Origin of the sequence: Marinospirillum alkaliphilum DSM 21637 (assembly GCF_900119735.1) — a bacterium.
Classification (GTDB): Bacteria; Pseudomonadota; Gammaproteobacteria; order Pseudomonadales; family Halomonadaceae; genus Marinospirillum; species Marinospirillum alkaliphilum.
The window spans coordinates 266,404-286,734 of the sequence record NZ_FPJW01000001.1; the positions used below are offsets into that span (position 1 = coordinate 266,404).

The following is a 20,331-nucleotide window of genomic DNA, read 5'->3' on the forward strand; positions in this document are numbered from 1 at the left end:
TTATCTTTAATAAGGTCGCCTTTCTTGTGTTAACTGGCGCTTTTTTTTAAGATACGGCCTATTTGAAAAATGGTTCGGGACGCTATGGCGTACCTGAATGAAGTTTTGTCGATGGGGAGAACCTTCAATGAGTAATGATGGCGTGAACAAGGGGCGGCGACGCTTCCTCGTTGGTGCGACATCCGTCGTAGGGGCGGTGGGCGCAGTCGGGGTTGCGGTACCTTTTGTGGCCTCCTGGAATCCCAGTGCCAGGGCTCGTGCTGCAGGTGCACCGGCTCGTGCTGATATTTCCAGGCTGGAACCAGGTCAGCAGATGACTGTTGAGTGGCGTGGTCGTCCGGTATGGATCATCCACCGTACACCGGAAATGCTGGAAACTTTGGCACAGGTTGAAGACCGTTTGTCGGATCCCAACTCCGATGTGTCCAGTCAACAGCCCGTGTATGCCAAAAACCGCACTCGCTCCATCAAGCCGGAGTACGCGGTGGTGATTGGTATCTGTACCCACCTGGGTTGTTCACCAACCTATCGTCCTGAGGTTGCTCCTGCTGACCTCGGCAGCACTTGGTTGGGTGGTTTCTTTTGCCCCTGTCACGGTTCACGCTTTGACCTGTCCGGTCGCGTATTCCGCAACCAGCCGGCACCGACTAACCTGGAAGTGCCTCCCTACAGCTACCTGGACGAGAATACCATTATCATTGGTGTCGATGAGGAGAACGCCTGATGGGTAACCCGAATCGCGCAAAGGCTGAAAAAGGTCTGATGCGGTGGATTGATGACCGCTTCCCTGCAACCCAGCTGTGGCAGGATCACCTGAGCAAGTATTATGCGCCCAAAAACTTTAACTTCTGGTACTTCTTTGGCTCTCTGGCACTGTTGATGCTGGTGAACCAGATCCTGACCGGTATCTGGCTGACCATGAGCTACAATCCTTCCGCTGAAGGTGCCTTTGCCTCCATGGAATACATCATGCGTGATGTAGAGTATGGCTGGCTGATTCGCTACATGCACACTACCGGTGCATCGGCTTTCTTTGTGGTGGTTTACCTGCACATGCTGCGCGGCATGATGTATGGCTCCTACCAGAAGCCACGTGAGCTGATCTGGATTTTTGGTATGACCATCTATCTGGCGCTAATGGCTGAAGCCTTCATGGGCTACATGCTGCCCTGGGGTCAGATGTCCTATTGGGGTGCCCAGGTTATCATCTCCCTGTTTGGTGCCATTCCGCTGATCGGTCCTGATCTGGCGCAGTGGGTACGTGGTGACTACCTGATCTCCGGTATTACCCTGAACCGCTTCTTTGCCCTGCATGTGGTTGCTCTGCCAATCGTGATTCTGGCGCTGGTGGTACTGCACATCATTGCCCTCCACGAAGTGGGCTCCAACAACCCGGACGGTGTTGAGATCAAGGAAAACCTGGATGAGAACGGTGTGCCGAAAGACGGTATTCCTTTCCACCCCTACTACACCGTGAAAGACATTGTGGGTGTGGCAGTGTTTGCCTTTGTATTTGCCATCGTGGTGTTTTACTTCCCTGAAATGGGCGGCTTCTTCATTGAGCATCCGAACTTTGAGCCAGCCAACCCGCTGAAAACTCCGGACCACATTGCCCCGGTATGGTATTTCACACCCTTCTACGCCATTCTGCGCGCGATTACCTTCTCGCTGTTCGGTCTGGATGCGAAGTTCCTGGGTGTTGTATTTATGGGTGCTGCCATTGCTGTACTGTTTGTACTGCCCTGGCTGGATCGTAGCCCTGTTAAATCCATCCGCTACAAAGGCTGGATGAGCAAGGTTGCACTGGTTCTGTTCTGCATCAGCTTTGTAGTTCTGGGTATTCTGGGTGCGCTGCCGTCTACTCCCGGCCGTACCGTAGTAGCACAGATTGCAACTGCAGTGTATTTCCTCTACTTCGTTCTGATGCCTTTCTACACCAGAATTGAGAAGTGCAAACCAGTTCCAGAAAGGGTGACCGGCTGATGAAAAAGCAACTGATCGCATTACTGGTGGCTCTGGTGCCGGCTCTGGCACTGGCTGCCCCATCCGGCAGACTGGATCCGATGAAGCCGGATATCTATAACTTTGAATCCCTGCACAATGGTGCGCGCCTGTTCGTGAACTACTGCATGGGCTGTCACTCAGCGGAGCATCAGCGTTTTGCCCGTACTGCTGAAGATCTGGGTATTCCACAGGAAGTGATTGAGGAGAACCTGATCCTGAGCCCGCAACTGGCCTACAACGATCAGATGCGCATTGGCATGACTGCATCTGACGCTGCTGCCTGGTTTGGCACGCCGCCGCCGGATCTGAGCCTGATGACACGCTTGAAGGGTGCGGATTATGTCTACAGCCTGCTGCGTGGTTATCACCTGGATCCAAGCCGTCCATTTGGTGTGAACAATACCGTGTTTGCGGATATCGGTATGCCACATCCGCTGCTGGACCTGCAGGGTGAGTATGAGCTGGTTTGTGATCCAAATGCTGTAGAAGCTCGTACTGTTGATCCACTGAAAGGTACTGTTGCTAACCCGCGCGACTGCTTCCGTGAAGTACGTGCTGGCAGCCTGTCTCCGGCTGAGTATGATCGTGCAGTTTATGATCTGACCAACTTCCTGGTGTATGTAGCTGAGCCCAGTAAGTATCAGAGTGATCGTCTTGGTCCAAAAGTGCTGATCTTCATCTTTGTATTCTTCATCTTTGCGTACCTGCTGAAGAAGGAATACTGGCGGGATATCAAGCATTGATCAGCTTGTTGTGGCAGAAATGCGCAATGTGATGTAAATGCTGGCAAAAAGCGCGCGATTATCGTGCGCTTTTTGCTTTTTGCGGCCCTGAAAGGTTATAGTAACGGGCTGGATGATTAGTGAGGATTTATCAATGGGCGTTGTAACCAAGCGTTCTTCCATGACCTTTTTCTCTGATGGTTCCGACCATTACAGTCATAGGGTACGTATTGTACTGGCAGAAAAAGGCATTACTGTTGATTTGCTGGATATCAACCCCACCAACAAACCGGACGAGCTGGCAGATCTTAACCCCTACAACAGTTTGCCAACCTTGCTGGACCGTGATCTGGTGCTTTATGAGTCGAAGGTGATGATGGAGTACCTGGATGAACGTTTTCCTCATCCACCTTTGTTGCCAGTGTATCCGGTTGCTCGTGCACAGAGTCGTCTGTGGGTGCACCGCATTGAAAAGGAATGGAGTCCCCTTGTTGATTTGTTAACCAGTGATGAGAGCGCCAAAAAAGTGGATAAGGCACGCAAAGAGCTGCGAGAAAGCATCATTGGGGTTTCACCAATCTTTGTTGACCGCCCTTTCTTTATGAGTGATGAGTTCAGTCTGGTGGATTGTTGTGTATTGCCAATCCTCTGGCGTTTGCCCTTTTTTGGTATTGATCTGCCAGAAAAGCAGGTAAAACCTCTGCTGGATTATATGGAACGTTCTTTCAGTCGGGATGGCTTTATTGACAGCCTGTCTGAAGCTGAGCGGGAAATGAGATAACAACAGGTATTACTGAAATGACTGCTTCAAGCCGCCCCTACCTGCTCCGTGCTCTTTATGAGTGGTTGCTGGACAATCAATTGACACCTTATGTCATTGTTGCTGCTGATATGGATGGGGTGGTTGTACCCAGAGCTCACGTTCAGGATGGGCAGCTGGTATTGAATATTTCACCGGATGCCACACGTGATTTACTGATTGATGATCAGGCGCTGGCATTCAGTGCCCGTTTTGGCGGGGTGCCGATGCAGCTTTATATCCCCGTTGATGCTGTGTTAGCCATTTATGCGCGTGAGAATGGAGCAGGCATGGTGTTTGGTCAGGAGCCGCGGCTGGTTGAATCGCAAGTTGCTGCGGCCGTTACTGCAGATGCTGGATCTGAAACATCAGCAGAGGATTCGACAGTCGAGGCAGCCGGTCAGGCAGCTCGTAGCCGCACTGTTTCCCATCTGAAAGTCGTTAAATAGCTGCGGCGGATTAATGTCCGCCGAACAGTTGTTCATCAATCAAGTCACACAGGCAGTGGATCACCAGCAGGTGAACTTCCTGAATACGAGCTGTCACCTTGGCGGGAACCCGGATTTCACAGTCTTCCTGGGTCAGTAACGCCGCCATATTGCCACCATCCTTGCCAGTCAGTGCAACAACCTTCATATCCCTTTCGTGAGCAGCCTGAATGGCCTGAATGATATTGGCCGAGTTGCCGCTGGTGGAAATGGCCAGCAGGATATCGCCTGGCTGACCCAGCGCACGAATCTGTTTGGAAAAGATTTCGTTGTAGCTGTAGTCGTTGGCAATGGAGGTCAGTGTTGAAGTGTCGGTGGTGAGTGCCATGGCGGGCAGGCTAGGGCGCTCGCGCTCAAAGCGATTGAGCATTTCAGATGAAAAGTGTTGTGCATCACCTGCTGAACCACCATTACCACAGCTAAGGATTTTACCTTCGTTTAACAGGGTTTCGACCATCATTCTGCTGGCTTGCTCAATCAGTGGCGGCAAAACCTGGCTGGCCTGAACCTTGGTATCAATGCTGTTGTGGAAGTGTTGTACAATACGTTCAGTAAAACTCATGCTTGCTCCTGTGGCTGCTGTGCATCTGGTTGCTGGATTAAAAGGCGTTTTTGATCCAGTTGTCGCATAGAGGGTTTCCGCTACTGTCCGGTGACAAGGTCACGGCATCAAAACGACAGGCGGGCTGGGTATTCAGTCGTCCCAAATAAAATGCTGCTGCTCTTTGCAATTTTAGCTGTTTGTTATGATTGATACTGGCTGCAGCACCACCATAGGCGCTACTGCTGCGAAAGCGCACTTCTACAAACACCAGTTGCTGTCCGTCGCGCATGATCAGGTCAATTTCACCCATGCGGCAGCGGAAGTTTTTTTCAACCAGTTGTAATCCATGGTTTAGCAAATAGCTACAAGCCACTGCCTCAGCCTGTTGGCCAATGATCTGGCGGCTGATCTTTCCCTGATCTTTCATGCTTTCAGTCCGGTAGTATCTGGTCAACCAATTGCTGTTGTTCAAAAGCGCTAGCGGTGAGTGGTTGTGGGCGGCCATTAATAAACTGGGCCCATTGCAGCTCACGTTGAATGCGACGGTTCTGCTGGCTGAGGCGTCCTGTTGCACCCTGGATGCGGCTTTCTGGCAGGGCTTCAAGCAGTGGCAGACGTTGTGCCAGCAGATAGGCGTCAGCGCCCATGGCATAAAGTCGGCCATAACGGCTCATGGCCTCCGGCCAGATCTGGCGCATTTCACGCGCCAGGGGGTCGCCACTGTCGAGATACCAGGGAATGTCACAGAAAGCGATGCCGTTCATGTCCCGGTCAAGGGAAGGGTTTGCCTGGCCGCTGAATACTGATGAGGTGGCCAGTACTGGTAGGCCGGATGCCATCAGGAAGCTCAGAGCTGGCTTAATCTGACGAGCGGTGGCTGGGTCGGCATGCAGGAACAGGAAGTCGCTGTCCTCGCGTGGGCGTGGAACAAAATGGGGGCGCTGGCCAAGCAAACGAGTCAGGCGTTGATGGCGTTGCTGGCTGTGCTGCACTTCCAGTAGTTGTCTGAGTGAGGCGTCCAGGGTCAGATTTTCACCGAACTGGCGGGTATGGCTGATCTCGCCGCCCAGTTCCTGCCAGGTTTTGATGAAACTGGCCTCAACCCGGGTACCCCAGCTGCTTTCCGGGGTTAATACCAGTGCACGGCGAAAACCACTTTGCCAGGCCTTGATGGCCACCTGCTGGGCTTCGTTCTCTGCGGACAGGCCAAACTGGAACATGTTGCGACTGGGGGTGGTGTCATCATTGCCATAGTTCAGTGCCAGTGTTGGCAGCGGCAGACTGCGACGTCGTTCCAACAGGTCAACCTGGGCTTTGGCCAGGGGGCCAATCACAACTTCGGCGCCGTCACGCTGCGCCATGCGATAGAGGTCGTCTAAATTGTTGGCCTGGGAGTCGTAAAAGCTGAGGCGGGGTGGATCCAGGTAGCGGCGTTGAGCATCCAGATGGCGGCTGATCAGTGCATCACGGATGGCTGCAGCTGCTTCTGCCAGGGGGCCGCTTTCCGGAAGGAACACGGCCAGATGTTGAATACGCTGTTCGCTGAGTTTTACCAGTAGTTTGATGTCTTCTGGCAGGTTGTTGCGTGCAGGGTGTTGTGGCCAGCGGCCAAGCCATTTGTCCAACAGGGTATTGATCTGTTGTGGCGATTCGGTGGCTGAATGGCGAATCAGTGCAAGCTCCATCCAGCCAAGCAGCAAGAGCTGGCGTTCCTGTTGGGTGAGTTGACGCAGCTCTTCACCGCTGAGCTGATTGAGGTTACTCCATAGCTGTTGCTGCGCACTGGTGCGCTGTTCGTCGCTTGTGGCGAGCAGGGTTTGTCGATGGCGTTGCTGTACAGCGCTGGCATAAAAACCGGTCAGTAAAAAGGCATCCGCACGGTAACCGGCCAGGCGGTATTCCTGTTGTTGATCCAGACGCGGCAGTTGTTGGCTGAAACGATCGATCAAACGTAAAACGACCCAGCCATCATCCAGCGCCAGGCCACTGATGGCTGCAGTTTCCAGCGCCTGCCAGTGAAAGCTGGCGGGAATCAGTTGAATCTGCAAGGATTGGATCAGGTCCAGGCTTTCCTGAAATCTTTGTTGCTGTGCTAAGATTCCCGCTGCATCCAGCCTGACCAGCTGTGCCTCAACTTCGGGATTGGCGTGAGGCGCGCGGTCTTCTGATACCACAACACTGGTTCGTAATGGCAGTTGGCCTGATGGCTCTTTGGTGGCGCAACCGGCCAGCATGACCAGTAGCAGGCATAACATGCCTGCGCGGCAGGCTGAAAAATTCAATGTCACTCTGGTTGATCCTTTCATGACCCACAAAACCCAGGACGCTGAACCGCTGGATGATCAAGCGGCAGATCCGGCAGCAAGCCGTGAGCATAACAAAAAAACAGCGGCTTTGTATGTTGTTGCCACACCCATCGGAAATCTGGACGACTTCACTGATCGTGCACGCAACATATTACAACAGGTCGACCTGATTGCGGCAGAGGATACACGCCACACAGGTCGATTGCTGGACCATTATGGCATTCGTGCGCGACTGGTCTCCTTGCATGATCACAATGAGTCTGGTCGGGCAACTCAGCTCTTGTCCCATCTGCAGGCCGGTGCATCGGTAGCACTGGTCTCGGATGCCGGAACCCCCTTGATTTCTGATCCGGGTTTTCATCTGGTGCAGGCTGTACGTGAGGCAGGGTATCCGGTGGTTCCGGTTCCCGGTGCCTGTGCGTTGATTGCGGCATTAAGTGTGTCGGGATTGCCAACAGATCGATTCTTTTTTGCCGGTTTTCTGCCGGCCAAAGATCAGGCACGGCGTGATCAGCTGCAGGCTTTGCAGCAGCAGCAAGGCACGCTGGTGTTTTATGAGTCCCCCCATCGTATTCTGGATAGTCTCAAGGCCATGGCAGAAGTGCTGGGCAAGGAGCGCAGGGCATGTCTGGGACGCGAAATCACCAAGCGCTTTGAAACTTTTTTAAGTGGCAGACTGGACGAGCTGTTGCAGCAGGTGCTGTCAGATGCCAATCAGCAGAAGGGTGAGTTTGTATTGCTGGTAGAGGGGTTTACCGGCCAGTCTGCGGATCAGGCCTGGGTAGAAGCTTGTCGCTGGCTGCAGGAGTTACAGCAGGAAATGCCACCATCCAGGGCTTGTGCATTAGTGGCGCGTATGACCGGAGTGAAGAAAAAAGCACTGTATCAATGGATGCTGGAGCAGGAGGCAAGTGGCAGCGCTTGAGGCGAATGGCGTTTGTCTATATCCTTGCGCAGCGGAAGTCGGCTGGACAGTCGCTGCCGCTGCTTGCAGCGGGGGAGGAAAGTCCGGGCTCCAAAGGGCAGGGTGCCAGGTAACGCCTGGGGGGCGCAAGCCTACGGAAAGTGCCGCAGAAAACATACCGCCGATGGCTTTTTTCTTCGGAAAGGAGCACAGGTAAGGGTGAAAAGGTGCGGTAAGAGCGCACCGCACGGGTGGTAACACGCCGTGGCAGGGTAAACCCCACCTGGAGCAAGACCAAATAGGAACCCAACAGGCGTGGCCCGCGCTGGGTTCGGGTAGGTTGCTTGAGCGCAGGAGTGATCCTGTGCCTAGAGGAATGACTGTCCTCGACAGAACCCGGCTTACAGGCTGGCTTCCGCTTTTCCAAATTCTGAACCTGTCCCGAGTGCATTATGTCCACAATCAAGGCTGACACGGATCAGCACCTCAGTGTCCTGCTGGAGGAAGCAGTCAACGCCTGGATGACCCGGCCGGATGGCTGTTATGTGGATGGTACTTTCGGTCGAGGCGGCCATAGCCGCCACCTGTTGCAGCGCCTGAATGAAAAGGGCTGTTTGCTGGGCATCGACAAGGACCCCCGCGCCCTTGAAGCGGGTACCCTTCTGGCGCAGCAGGATTCCCGTTTTGTGATTTGCCATGGCTCCTTTACTGAGTTGCCCCGCTTCATTGATCAGCAGGGCTGGACTTCAGGTGTCGATGGCATCCTGGTGGATCTGGGTGTTTCATCGCCGCAACTGGATGATCCAGAGCGTGGTTTCAGTTTCATGCAGGATGGTCCGCTGGATATGCGTATGGATACAACGCGTGGACAAAGTGCTGCTGACTGGATTGCCACTGCTTCTGAAACTGAAATCAGTGATGTGCTGTTTCATCTGGGTGAAGAACGTCATTCCCGGCGTATGGCGCGGGCAGTGATCCGTGCCCGTCAGGAGCAGCCCATTACCCGCACTGGCCAGTTGGCTGAAATCATCAAGGCGGCCAATCCCAGTTGGGAAAAGCACAAACACCCAGCCACTCGTGCCTTTCAGGCGATACGCATCCACATCAATCGTGAGCTGGATGATTTGCGTGACCTGCTCGATCAGGCAACTGAGTTGTTGGCACCGGGCGGTCGGCTGGTGGTGATCAGCTTTCATTCACTGGAAGACCGGATGGTCAAACGCTTTATGCGTGATGCCGCCCGCGGTGATGCTCACTTGCCACCTGGTGTTCCTTTCCGACAGGATGAATTGCGCCCGCAATTAAAACTGATCGGTAAAGCAATCAAACCTGGTGATCAGGAAGTCAGTCAGAATCCACGCGCCCGCAGCGCTGTGATGCGGGTTGCTGAAAAGCTGACTGGAGCAGCAGCGGAGGAAACATGATTTTTCCGTTGTTATCGAGATACCGCCGCCTGGTGTTGCAGTTGCCTGGTATGTTTCGCCGCTACTGGTTGCCCCTGGTTTTGTTGTTGCTATTGGTGATGAGTGCCCAGCTGCTGATTCGCTTAACGCATGAAGCGCGTAACCAGCAGGTGCGTTTACAAACCCTGGAAGGGGAAAGGGATGCGCTGCAGGTGGAGTGGGGGCGTTTATTGCTGGAAGAAAGTGCTCTGGTTTCACCTGCACGCCTGGAGCAGATGTCTCGTCAACAGTTGCAAATGCGCTTTCCTGAGGGTCGTGATTTGCAGATACGTAAACTGGAGCAGCCATGAGCAACGGCATGCAACCGGTGGCAGGCAACTGGCGTTTGCGGCTGGTCTGGCTGTTACTGGCCAGCTTGTTGTTGCTGGTGTCCGGTCGCCTGATCCAGTTGCACCTGTTTGAGCGTGATTTTCTGCAACGTCAGGGCGATGTTCGCACCCTGCGAGTGGAAACCATACCGGCAAATCGCGGTATGATCACCGACCGTCACGGCGAACCCCTGGCCATCAGCTCCCCCGTTACAACTCTTTGGGCCAATCCTCGGCAGTTACCGGATGATCTGGTTGTGATCCGGAATTTGGCTCAGGCCCTGGGTGAAAATCCCCAATTGTTTGTCCGGCGTCTGCAGCGTTTTGCGGATCGTGAGTTTATGTACCTGCGCCGTCAGGTGACGCCTGATATTGCCGAATCCGTCTTGTCACAGCAGATTCCCGGTGTGTACGCGATGGATGAATTTCGTCGTTATTACCCTGCGGGTGAAGTGGCTGCCCACCTGGTGGGTTTCACCAATGTGGACGAGCGGGGACAGGAAGGTCTGGAGCTGGCCTGGGATCACTGGTTGCAGGCCTCAGCAGGACGTAAAAGGGTATTAAAGGATCTGAAAGGGCGCACCATCCGCAATCTGGCTGTGCTCCAGTACCCTCAGCCGGGGCAAACGCTGACACTGAGTCTGGATATGCGACTGCAGTATCTGGCATACCGGGAGCTGAAAGCTGTTGTGGATCAGCATCAGGCGGTATCAGGCAGTTTGATTTTACTGGATGCCCGCACGGGTGAGGTGCTGGCAATGGTTAATCAGCCAGCCTTTAACCCAAATAATCGCTCCCAGCTTGATCTTGCCCGATTACGCAATCGAGCTTTGGTGGATCTGTTTGAACCGGGCTCGGTCATTAAACCCCTCAGTGTTGCTGTGGCTTTGCAGTCAGGTCAGTTTACAGCTGATCAGAAGATTGATACTTCGCCGGGTGTGATACGTCTTGCCGGGCAGACCATACGTGATTTCCGAAACTACGGGCAGTTAACACCGGGGCAGATCATTGCACACTCCAGTAACGTGGGGGTGGCACGAATGATTCTGGAGCTGCCGGATGAGATGCTGGTGAATTATTATGATGCCTTGGGTTTCGGGCGCGCCACCGGTACCGGATTCCCCGGTGAGGGGTCTGGTGTCTTGCCGGGTGGATTTGGCATCAGCCGCATCAAACGCGCCACGCTTTCTTATGGTTATGGTTTGTCGGTCACGCTGGGGCAGCTGGCTCAGGCCTATATGGTCCTGGCGGATCACGGCCGTTTGCATCCGTTATCGCTGTTAAAGGTTAATGATCCGATCACGGTGCAGGTGTTTGACCCTGAGGTTGTCCGTGAAGTGCTGGAAATGATGGAGAGGGTGGTGCAGCCGGGTGGAACCGGCACCCGAGCGGCCATTCCCGGTTATCGGGTTGCCGGTAAAACGGGAACCGTGCACAAACTGGGGAGTGAAGGCTATCGTTCGGGTGATTACATTGCCACCTTTGCTGGTATTGCCCCGGTCAGTGATCCGCGCCTGGTGGCAGTGGTGATGATTGATAGCCCGAAAGGACAGGAATATTTTGGTGGTGAAGTGGCGGCCCCGGTGTTCAGTCGAGTGGTTGGACATGCCTTGCGTATTATGGATGTGCCTCCGGATGCTCCGCTGAACAATGGCCGCCCGTAATCAGTGGCTTTTTTAGTGACAGATGGATAAAAACAAATCATGAGTTTGGTGCAGCTGAAGTCTCCCCTGAATCTGGCGCGCTGGTATCCCATCTGGCCGGAGCTGGAAAATCTGTTGCAGGGAAATGCCTTGTTGCAGTTGTCTTTTGGGCGCCTGGTTCATGACAGTCGCCAGGTTGGTTCTGGTGATGTGTTTTTTTCCCTGGCTGTTGACCCACAGCAGGCAGCTGGCTTCACTGCTCAGGCCCTGGAGCGGGGGGCCAGCTTGCTGATTGCTGAGGGCCCCCTGGCACTTCAGCCTGTTGCATCAGCCTGGCACTTAACGCTGCCGGATCTTCGAGAAAAGCTGGGTGAATTGCTGGCTGCTAGCACCCAGGCAGCCTTGACCGGCATCAGAACCCAGGCGGTTACAGGGACCAATGGCAAATCATCGGTTGCTCATTATTTATGTCAATTGTGGGAGTTGCTTGGTGAGCCTTGTGCGCTGGTGGGTACACTCGGTTATGGTCGCCTGGATGCCCTGCAAACTGCTACTCACACGACTCCCGACCTATTCCGCATGCACCAGCTGTATAGTGACTGGTGTGCTGTCGGCATCCGTCGGGTAGCGCTGGAAGCATCTTCTCATGCGCTGGATCAGGGGCGTCTGGATGGCCTGTTGATGCAAACGGGTATTTTCACCAACCTGACCCGTGATCATCTGGATTACCACGGCAGTCTGGAAGCCTATGCAGCCTGTAAACAAAAACTCTTTTTGCGTCAGGAAGCAGAGCAGGCAGTGCTCAATCTGGATGATCCCTACACCACTGAGTGGTTGCCGGTATGCAAGGCGTCGCAACGCCTGACATACAGCCTCAATAACCCGCAGGCAGACCTTTACGCTGATCAGATCGAATATCGTCAGGATGGTATCCGTGCCAGGCTTCATTATGCCGGTCAGACCCACTTGCTGAACTCACCCCTGCTGGGCAGATTTAACCTGTCCAATTTGCTGGCGGTGATGGCTGCGATGTTGGCAGAAGGCCTTGATCTGCCAAAACTGCTTGCGACAGTGCCTCTGTTGCGGCCAGTGCCGGGGCGGATGCAGAGCATTCAGCCTGATACCCGCGCTCCGTTGGTGGTGGTGGATTATGCACATACCCCGGACGCTCTGGAGCAGGCTTTGCTGGCTGTGCGTCAGCACTGCTCAGGTCAGGTCTGGTGTGTGTTTGGCTGTGGCGGTAATCGGGATAGTGGCAAACGGCCATTAATGGGTGAAGTTGCTGCCCGTCTGGCTGATCAGGTCATCATCACGGACGATAATCCGCGCCATGAAGATCCGGCATCCATTCGAGCACAGATACGGACAGGTGCACCCGCTGCCACTGAAATAGCTGATCGTGCTGAAGCCATTGTGTGGGCCGTGAAGCAGGCTGCTGCAACAGACGTAATTTTGCTCGCCGGAAAGGGTCATGAAACCACTCAGGAAGTGGCCGGGGTTCGTCATGCCTTTGATGATGTACTTCAGGCCAGAGAGGCACTGGACAGGAGGGCTGCATCATGATGCAGGCACTGAGTTTGCAGCAATTGGCAACACTGCTTGATGCCCGGCTGCAAGGTGATTCCAGTCAGCGCATCAATCACCTTACTTTTGACAGTCGCCAGGTACAGCCAGGTAGCCTGTTTGTGGCCTTGCCCGGGGCGCGCACGGATGGGCATCGTTTTATCCCGGCAGTCAGGCGCGGCAAAGCCAGTGCGGCACTGGTTGAACACTGGCAGGCCGACCCGCTGCCACAACTGAAAGTGGTCTCACCGCGACGAGCAATGGGACAGCTGGCAGCCTGGAATCGTCAGTTGTTTTCTGGTCCTGTGGTTGGTGTGACAGGGAATAGTGGTAAAACCACCGTTAAAGAAATGCTGGCGGCAGTATTGCGAGCCCACTTCGGCCAGGTGCTGGCAACGGCGGGTAATCTGAATAATGACCTGGGTATGCCGCTGACCCTGCTCAAGTTGCAGCCGGTGCATCGTGCTGCAGTGTTGGAGTTGGGTGCCAACCATGTGGGTGAAATTGATTATCTGGCTGCCATTGCCCGTCCCGATATTGGCATCATCACCAATGTCACCGGGGCGCACCTGGGTGAGTTTGGCAGTATGGAAGCCATTGCCAGTGCCAAAGGAGAATTGCTGGCGCATCTTGAGCCTTCTGGTTGTGCGGTACTAAATGCCGAGGATCATTTTTTTGATTTCTGGCAGCGACAGGTGTGTGGCGAGTTTTTGAGTTTTGGATTACAGCAGGGAGACGTGCGGGCAGAAACCATCAGCCTGGATCGTTTCGGCAATCCATCTTTTGAAGCCATCACCCCCTGGGGGCGTCAGTTGGTCAGTCTGCAATTACCGGGTCGGCATAATGTGATGAATGCTCTGGCGGTGATGGCTGCAGCAGGTCGACTGGGTGTGCCGCTGGCAACCCAGGCAGTGGCCCTGAATGCTTTACAGCCTGTGTCAGGGCGTTTACATAGAATTAACACCTGGGGTGGTGCTCTGCTGCTGGATGACAGTTACAATGCAAGTCCCGGAGCGGTGCGCTCGGCCATTGATGTATTGGCCGAGTTGCCTGGTAAGCGCCTGTTGGCACTGGGTGCGCTGGCAGAGCTGGGTGAAGCCACTGAGCGGATTCATCGTGAGCTGGGTGATTATGCCCGCCAGCGAGGATTGGATGGTTTTTATACCCTGTCAGGAACAGCGGCTCTGGCTGCTGAGGCCTATGGCCCGGATGCTGTGATTGCAGATGATCATGCCGCGCTGGCCGAATTGCTTAAGCCTGTACTGGATGCTGATACCTGTCTGCTGGTGAAAGGGTCGCGCAGCTCTGCAATGGACAAGCTGGTTGCCCTGCTGGGAAGGGCGAGTGGAACTTGAAATAATAAAGAAAGGGTTGAGGCCTTGTGCCTCTGTGGCTACTCAACAACATAAGATGAAATAACCGATGCTGCTTTGGCTGACCAAATATCTGGCGCAGTTTCATGCCGTCTTTGAAGTCTTTAATTACCTGACTTTTCGAAGCATCCTTGGGGTTTTGACCTCGTTAGCCTTTTCACTGCTGTTCGGACCCTGGATGATCCGCCGCTTGACGGAGCGCCAGATTGGCCAGGCCGTGCGTGATGACGGCCCCCAGTCACACCTTTCCAAGGCAGGCACTCCGACCATGGGTGGTGCGCTGATTCTGCTGTCCATCACACTCAGTACCTTGTTGTGGTCAGATCTGAGTAACCGCTTTGTCTGGATCGTGCTGGGTGTCACCCTGTGTTTTGGTGCGATCGGCTGGGTGGATGACTGGCGCAAGGTGGTGGAAAAAAATCCACGTGGTTTACCGGCGCGCTGGAAGTACTTCTGGCAATCGGTGGTAGGCTTTGCTGCTGCCCTGCTGCTGTTTCAAACGGCTCAGGTACCCGCTGAAACCCAGTTGATTTTCCCGTTCTTCAAGGACTGGGTGCTGGAGCTGGGAGTGTTTTTCATTCTGCTGACCTACCTGGTGATTGTTGGTTCCAGTAATGCCGTGAACCTGACCGATGGTCTGGATGGTCTGGCCATTCTGCCAACGGTCATGGTGGCGGGGGCTCTGGGCATTTTTGCTTATGCCAGTGGTAACATCAATTTTGCCAACTACCTGTTGATTCCCTTTGTACCCGGCTCCGGTGAGTTGGTGATCTTCTGTGCTGCCATCATTGGTGCCGGCCTTGGTTTTCTGTGGTTCAACACTTATCCGGCTCAGGTATTTATGGGTGATGTGGGTGCCCTGGCACTGGGTGCTGCGCTGGGTGTGGTGGCCGTGGTGGTGCGTCAGGAAATCGTGCTGTTCATCATGGGCGGCATTTTTGTGCTGGAAACCCTTTCGGTGATCATTCAGGTAGCCTCATACAAACTGACCGGGCGCCGGGTATTTCGCATGGCACCCTTGCACCATCACTTCGAACTGAAAGGCTGGCCTGAGCCGCGTGTGATTGTGCGCTTCTGGATCATCACCGTGGTACTGGTGCTGATAGGCTTGTCGACCTTGAAACTGCGCTGAGAAGGGTAAGCATGGTGGCAAACGGGCAACAGCAGCAGTGGTTGATCATCGGTCTGGGTATTACCGGTTTGTCGGTGGCCCGTTATCTGGCTGCACAGGGTATCACCTTTGCTGTGGCCGATACCCGTTTGCATCCACCGGGTTTGGAAGAGCTGGAGCTGCACTGGCCTGATGTGGACATCTGGCTGGGCCCCCTGGATGCTTCATTAACCTGCAGTATGTCCACCCTGGTGGTCAGCCCTGGTGTCAGTGTCAGTGAGCCAGCCATTGTTGCCGCCCGTGCAGCGGGTGTGGCGGTGATCGGAGATGTTGAGCTGTTTTGCCAGGCGGTGACAGTTCCGGTTATTGCCATTACCGGCTCCAATGCCAAGAGTACCGTCACCACGCTGGTTGGTCAGATGGCAGCCAGGGCCGGTCTGCACGTTGGCGTGGGGGGGAATATCGGTTTACCGGTACTGGATCTGTTGCAGCAGGGTCCGCATGACTGTTATGTGCTGGAGTTATCCTCCTTTCAGTTGGAAACAACCCTGTCTTTGCAGGCCAAAGCCAGTGTGATTCTTAACATCAGTGAGGATCACCTGGATCGCTATGCCAGTATGGAAGACTACCAGCTGGCCAAACAACGTATTCACCACCGCAGCCAGTGTGTGATTTTTAATCGTGATGATGATCAGACCTTGCCACTGCATAACCGTAAGGCACCGCAGTTAAGCTTTGGTCTGAGTGCACCCGCTACGGCGCATGAGTTAGGTTTGGTGGTTCATTCAGGTGCGCGCTGGTTGGCACGCGGTGAACAGTTGTTAATGCCGACCACCGCTGTGCCGCTGGCGGGTGAGCATGGTCTGGCCAATGCATTGGCGGCTTTGGCACTGGGATATGCTGCAGGCTGGCCAGATCAGCCCATGTGTGATGCGATCAGGGACTTTGAAGCCTTACCGCACCGTTGCCAGCGTGTGGCTGAGCGCGGCGGTGCCACCTGGTATAACGACTCCAAGGCCACCAATGTTGGCGCTACTTTGGCTGCTGTGCGAGGTCTTCAGCAACCTGATCGAGCCTTGTGGCTGATTCTGGGTGGGGAAGGCAAAGGGCAGGATTTTTCACCCTTTCAGACTGGTTTATCAAATGTCAGGGGCGTTGCCTTGATTGGGCGAGATGCAGTCATCATTGCCGAGCACTTGCCCGGCCATCTTCATGTTGAGCCGTGTGGAACCTTGCCTGAGGCTGTAAATTGGCTGGCAACGCAGGTTGCGCCGGGTGACCAGGTTTTGCTGTCACCTGCCTGCGCCAGTTTTGATCAGTTCAAGGGTTTTGCTCACCGCGGAGAGGTATTCAGTCAGTGCGTCAACAACTTGCCAGCCTGAGGCAACTTTTGCCAGGGTTTACTCATCTGCGAGAGAACCTGCGGCTCTGGCATCAAAGCTGTGTTCGTCATTTTGATGGCTGGTTGTTGCTCAGTTGCCTGGCGTTATTGCTACTGGGCTGGTTGATGGTCAGTTCTGCTTCTGTGGCTGTGGCTGAGGCCTGGACCGGTAATCCTGGTTATTTTGCTTTGCGTCAGGGATTGTTTATTGCTTTGGCCGTTATGGCCGCGCTGGTGGTCAGTCAGGTTCCACTGGCATTCAGCCGCTTTAATGGTCAGTGGTTTTTGTTGCTGGCTTTTTTGCTGCTGATGCTGGTGCTGTTGATCGGTCGGGAAGTGAATGGCAGTACCCGCTGGATCAGTTTAGGTCCCTTCAACCTGCAAACTTCTGAACTGGCCAAGATCTGCCTGCTGGTGTACATGGCAGGATATCTGGTGCGTCATCTGCAACATGTCCGTGAGACCTTTTCCGGCTTTTTAAAACCTCTGGTGCTGGTTGTGCTTTATGGTGGCCTGCTGATTTCCCAGCCGGATTACGGCAGCCTGGTGGTGGTGATGGCTGCAGTGATGGGGATGGTATTCCTGGCTGGGGTGCGGGTCAGTCATTTTTTACTGGTGTTGCTGCTGGCGGTTGCTGCTTTGGTGGCTATTGCGGTCCTGGAGCCTTATCGCATGCAGCGCCTGATCAGCTTTACTGACCCCTGGGCGCGCCAGTTTGATTCAGGTTACCAGCTGACCCAGGCGCTGATTTCTTATGGGCGAGGCCATTGGTTTGGTCTGGGGCTGGGCAACAGTGTCCAGAAGCTTTTTTTCCTGCCGGAAGCCCACACGGATTTTATCTTTTCGATTCTGGCTGAAGAGTTGGGGCTGATTGGTGGATTGGTCACCCTGGGGTTATTTGTACTGATGGTGGCCCGCATTTTTATCATTGGTCGACGCTGTGAGCTGTTGGGGCAGTTTTATGCGGCTTACCTCTGTTACGGGCTGGCAGTGATCTTCCTGGTGCAGGTGATGATTAACCTGGGTGTGAATACCGGCTTGTTGCCCACCAAGGGATTAACGCTGCCTTTGATCAGTTATGGCGGCAGTAGTCTGCTGGCCAGCGGCATTATGCTGGGCCTGGTGTTTCGTGCAGATTATGAAGCCAGAAAACAGCTTGCAGGTGTGAAGGCTCCACAAGAGGATTTGTCATGACAGGCAAACAGCCGGTATTACTGATGGCTGGTGGAACCGGTGGTCATATTTTCCCCGCCCTGGCTGTGGCACGTTTGTTACAGCAGTCGGGATACCCGGTTGAATGGTTGGGCAGTAGTGGCAGTATGGAAGCAGAACGAGTACCTGCGGCCGGTTTACCTTTCCATGCCCTGGCGGTATCTGGTTTGCGTGGCAAGGGCTACAAAAAACTGTTTTTAGCGCCTTTTTTGCTGTTGCGAAGTGTCTGGCAGGCAATGGTTATTTTGCGGCGTGTTAAACCTTGCTGTGTTGTCGGTTTTGGTGGTTTTGCCAGTGGGCCGGGTGGTATCGCCGCCTGGCTGTTGGGTATTCCACTGAGTATCCATGAACAAAATGCCTTGCCGGGCATGACCAATCGCATTCTGGCCCGCCTGGCCCGCCACGTTTTTACTGCTTTCCCTCAGGCCTTTGCCCATTCCGGATCAATCAGGAACAAGGTGATTTGTGTCGGTAACCCGGTACGGGCCGAGTTGTTGCAACTTGCAGCCCCGACCCTGCGTTATGCGCAGCGTACGGGGCCACTGCGTTTGTTGGTGATTGGTGGTAGTTTGGGCGCTCAGGTATTCAATGAACGCTTACCTCAGGCTTTGTCATTGTTACCACCCGATGCCCAGCTCTGGGTACGTCACCAGTGTGGTGCTGGTCGAGCAACCTCAGTGCAACAGCTCTATCAGCATGGTTGGCCAGAGGGGCAGGTTGAGGTACAGGATTTTATTGATGATATGGCAGCAGCATTTGACTGGGCTGATCTGGTTGTCTGTCGTGCGGGTGCGTTAACCGTTTCTGAGCTGGCTGCCGTCGGTGTTGCTTCGGTGTTGGTACCCTTCCCCTTTGCGGTGGATGATCATCAGACGCATAATGCCCATTTTCTTGCTGATGCAGGGGCTGCGGTTTTGTTGCCACAAAAGCAATTGAGTGCAGCCAGCCTGGCTGAGTTACTCGGTTCTTTGTGGCAGCGTGAACAACTGGTGGACATGGCGGAAAAAGCACGGCAACTGGCCAGGCCGGATGCCGGAGAACAATTGATAAAAAACCTTCTGAAGGACGTGACATGACCGATTTACCCTACCGTGTACCGACCATGCGTCGTATCTGCCATATCCATTTTGTTGGTATTGGTGGCTCTGGCATGTGTGGTATTGCCGAGGTGCTATTAACCCAGGGGTATCAAGTCACTGGCTCTGACCTTAAGACGGGTGGTGCGATACAGCGTCTGGAGCGCCTGGGAGCCAGGGTTTATATTGGCCACGCTGCCAGTCATATTGAAGGAACCGATGTGGTGGTGGTATCCAGTGCCATCAATGAAAGCAACCCAGAGGTAAGTGCAGCATTGGAGGCACGTATTCCAGTGGTGCGACGGGCGGAAATGCTGGCCGAGTTGATGCGTTTCCGGCATGGCATTGCAGTGGCCGGTACCCACGGTAAAACCACCACCACCAGCTTGATTGCTTCCATTCTGGCAGAGGCAGGTCAGGACCCTACTTTTGTCATCGGTGGCAAGCTGACTCAGGCAGGCACCAATGCCCGACTGGGTGAATCGCGTTATCTGGTGGCAGAGGCGGATGAGTCAGATGCCTCTTTCCTGCACTTGCAGCCGATGGTATCGATTGTCACCAACATTGATGCTGACCACATGTCCACCTATGGTGGTGATTTCGAGAAGCTGAAACAAACCTTTATCGAGTTTCTGCATAACCTGCCATTTTATGGCCTGGCCGTGGTCTGCATTGATGATGAAGTGGTGCGTGAGTTGTTGCCAAAAATCAGCCGGCCGTTGCTGACTTATGGTTTTGCCGAGGATGCAGACTATCGTGCAGTCAACTTCAGTCAGCAGGGGCGTGAAATCAGTTTCACTGTTTTGCGGCCCGGAGAACTGCCGCCGCTGGATATTCGTCTGAAAATCCCAGGCCGTCATAACGTGTTAAATGCTCTGGCAGCCATTGCTGTTGCCACCGATGAAGGCATTGCAGATGCTGCCATAGTGCAGGGTCTGGCTGGCTTTCAGGGGGTTGGCCGCCGTTTCCAGCAGCTGGGTAACTTCCCGGTTGGGCAAGGCGAAATCATGCTGGTGGATGATTACGGTCATCACCCCAGAGAAGTTGAAGCAGTGATACAGGCTGTGCGTGAGGGTTGGCCTGATCGGCGTCTGGTGATGATTTATCAGCCACATCGTTACACCCGCACAAGAGATTTATATGAAGACTTTGTAAAGGTGTTATCACGTGTTGATACGCTTGTTCTGCTGGACGTTTATGCTGCCGGTGAGGCGGTGATTCCAGGTGCTGATGGTCGCAGTTTGAGTGGTTCCATTCGTCAGCGCGGCAAACTTGATCCTTTGTTTGTGGATGCTGCTGATGAGCTGGAGTCCTTGCTGGCTGACGTGTTGCGTCCTGGTGATATCCTGTTGACTCAGGGTGCCGGGGATATTGGTGGTATAGCCCAGCGTCTGGCTGCTACCCAACTTGAATTTGTAAAAGTTGTTTGAGCCG

General features: G+C 54.2%; 19 protein-coding genes and 1 other RNA gene. 17 read left to right on the forward strand and 3 right to left on the reverse strand.

What is annotated here, in order from left to right; translation table 11 throughout:
• The first annotated feature begins 127 nt into the window (after positions 1 to 127).
• The 5 genes from petA (at position 128) to BT114_RS01345 (ending at position 3,974) form a co-directional block, all read left to right on the forward strand.
• Positions 128 to 724: a ubiquinol-cytochrome c reductase iron-sulfur subunit gene (gene petA / locus BT114_RS01325; protein WP_072324506.1), complete on the forward strand. Its 597-nt coding sequence runs from the start codon at positions 128 to 130 to the stop codon at positions 722 to 724.
• A complete protein-coding gene (locus BT114_RS01330) occupies positions 724 to 1,983 on the forward strand; it encodes a cytochrome b (protein ID WP_072324507.1) in 1,260 nt (419 codons plus the stop codon). Before petA ends, BT114_RS01330 begins: the two co-directional genes overlap by 1 nt.
• Entirely contained in the window at positions 1,983 to 2,747 is a 765-nt protein-coding gene (locus BT114_RS01335; RefSeq protein WP_072324508.1) for a cytochrome c1, read from the forward strand. Before BT114_RS01330 ends, BT114_RS01335 begins: the two co-directional genes overlap by 1 nt.
• 133 nt (positions 2,748 to 2,880) lie before the next feature.
• A complete protein-coding gene (locus tag BT114_RS01340; protein ID WP_072324509.1) occupies positions 2,881 to 3,507 on the forward strand; it encodes a glutathione S-transferase N-terminal domain-containing protein in 627 nt (208 codons plus the stop codon).
• A gap of 17 nt (positions 3,508 to 3,524) precedes the next feature.
• The gene (locus tag BT114_RS01345) at positions 3,525 to 3,974 is read left to right on the forward strand and encodes a ClpXP protease specificity-enhancing factor (RefSeq protein WP_072324510.1); all 450 of its coding nucleotides are present in this window, start codon (positions 3,525 to 3,527) and stop codon (positions 3,972 to 3,974) included.
• A 10-nt stretch (positions 3,975 to 3,984) separates the two neighbouring features.
• Here the strand turns inward: BT114_RS01345 and BT114_RS01350 are convergent, their stop codons facing one another.
• Genes BT114_RS01350 through BT114_RS01360 form a run of 3 tightly spaced genes read right to left on the reverse strand, consistent with a single transcriptional unit; the run spans position 3,985 to position 6,845 of the window.
• Positions 3,985 to 4,575 carry a phosphoheptose isomerase gene (locus BT114_RS01350; RefSeq protein ID WP_072324511.1) on the reverse strand — a complete coding sequence of 197 codons (591 nt, stop codon included), beginning with the start codon at positions 4,573 to 4,575 and terminating at the stop codon, positions 3,985 to 3,987.
• Between the two features lie 37 nt (positions 4,576 to 4,612).
• Positions 4,613 to 4,984: a YraN family protein gene (locus tag BT114_RS01355; protein WP_072324512.1), complete on the reverse strand. Its 372-nt coding sequence runs from the start codon at positions 4,982 to 4,984 to the stop codon at positions 4,613 to 4,615.
• 4 nt (positions 4,985 to 4,988) lie between these two features.
• Complete coding sequence (locus tag BT114_RS01360; protein ID WP_177247018.1) at positions 4,989 to 6,845, reverse strand: penicillin-binding protein activator; 1,857 nt, start codon at positions 6,843 to 6,845, stop codon at positions 4,989 to 4,991.
• Between the two features lie 16 nt (positions 6,846 to 6,861).
• Here BT114_RS01360 and rsmI point away from each other — a divergent pair, with 16 nt between their 5' ends.
• From rsmI to murC, 12 genes are all read left to right on the forward strand, one after another.
• Positions 6,862 to 7,788: a 16S rRNA (cytidine(1402)-2'-O)-methyltransferase gene (gene rsmI / locus BT114_RS01365; protein ID WP_084661834.1), complete on the forward strand. Its 927-nt coding sequence runs from the start codon at positions 6,862 to 6,864 to the stop codon at positions 7,786 to 7,788.
• A gap of 34 nt (positions 7,789 to 7,822) precedes the next feature.
• Positions 7,823 to 8,187: RNase P RNA component class A (gene rnpB, locus BT114_RS01370), an RNA gene on the forward strand.
• A 32-nt stretch (positions 8,188 to 8,219) separates the two neighbouring features.
• On the forward strand, positions 8,220 to 9,191 hold the full coding sequence (gene rsmH, locus BT114_RS01375; RefSeq protein WP_072324514.1) for a 16S rRNA (cytosine(1402)-N(4))-methyltransferase RsmH: 972 nt from the start codon (positions 8,220 to 8,222) through the stop codon (positions 9,189 to 9,191).
• Complete coding sequence (gene ftsL, locus BT114_RS01380) at positions 9,188 to 9,520, forward strand: cell division protein FtsL (protein ID WP_218163432.1); 333 nt, start codon at positions 9,188 to 9,190, stop codon at positions 9,518 to 9,520. The genes rsmH and ftsL overlap by 4 nt, the downstream gene beginning before the upstream one ends.
• On the forward strand, positions 9,517 to 11,202 hold the full coding sequence (locus BT114_RS01385; protein WP_072324515.1) for a peptidoglycan D,D-transpeptidase FtsI family protein: 1,686 nt from the start codon (positions 9,517 to 9,519) through the stop codon (positions 11,200 to 11,202). Before ftsL ends, BT114_RS01385 begins: the two co-directional genes overlap by 4 nt.
• Positions 11,203 to 11,241: 39 nt before the next feature.
• Positions 11,242 to 12,744: a UDP-N-acetylmuramoyl-L-alanyl-D-glutamate--2,6-diaminopimelate ligase gene (locus BT114_RS01390; protein ID WP_084661770.1), complete on the forward strand. Its 1,503-nt coding sequence runs from the start codon at positions 11,242 to 11,244 to the stop codon at positions 12,742 to 12,744.
• On the forward strand, positions 12,741 to 14,099 hold the full coding sequence (locus BT114_RS01395; protein ID WP_072324516.1) for a UDP-N-acetylmuramoyl-tripeptide--D-alanyl-D-alanine ligase: 1,359 nt from the start codon (positions 12,741 to 12,743) through the stop codon (positions 14,097 to 14,099). The genes BT114_RS01390 and BT114_RS01395 overlap by 4 nt, the downstream gene beginning before the upstream one ends.
• Before the next feature lie 67 nt (positions 14,100 to 14,166).
• Positions 14,167 to 15,249: a phospho-N-acetylmuramoyl-pentapeptide-transferase gene (gene mraY, locus BT114_RS01400; RefSeq protein ID WP_072324517.1), complete on the forward strand. Its 1,083-nt coding sequence runs from the start codon at positions 14,167 to 14,169 to the stop codon at positions 15,247 to 15,249.
• Positions 15,250 to 15,260: 11 nt separating this feature from the next.
• Positions 15,261 to 16,610: a UDP-N-acetylmuramoyl-L-alanine--D-glutamate ligase gene (gene murD / locus BT114_RS01405; RefSeq protein WP_072324518.1), complete on the forward strand. Its 1,350-nt coding sequence runs from the start codon at positions 15,261 to 15,263 to the stop codon at positions 16,608 to 16,610.
• Complete coding sequence (gene ftsW / locus BT114_RS01410; protein ID WP_245770367.1) at positions 16,586 to 17,803, forward strand: putative lipid II flippase FtsW; 1,218 nt, start codon at positions 16,586 to 16,588, stop codon at positions 17,801 to 17,803. The genes murD and ftsW overlap by 25 nt, the downstream gene beginning before the upstream one ends.
• Entirely contained in the window at positions 17,800 to 18,897 is a 1,098-nt protein-coding gene (murG, locus tag BT114_RS01415) for an undecaprenyldiphospho-muramoylpentapeptide beta-N-acetylglucosaminyltransferase (RefSeq protein ID WP_072324519.1), read from the forward strand. The genes ftsW and murG overlap by 4 nt, the downstream gene beginning before the upstream one ends.
• Positions 18,894 to 20,327, forward strand: coding sequence for a UDP-N-acetylmuramate--L-alanine ligase (gene murC, locus BT114_RS01420; RefSeq protein WP_072324520.1), 1,434 nt, complete (start codon positions 18,894 to 18,896; stop codon positions 20,325 to 20,327). The genes murG and murC overlap by 4 nt, the downstream gene beginning before the upstream one ends.
• Positions 20,328 to 20,331: the final 4 nt, after the last annotated feature.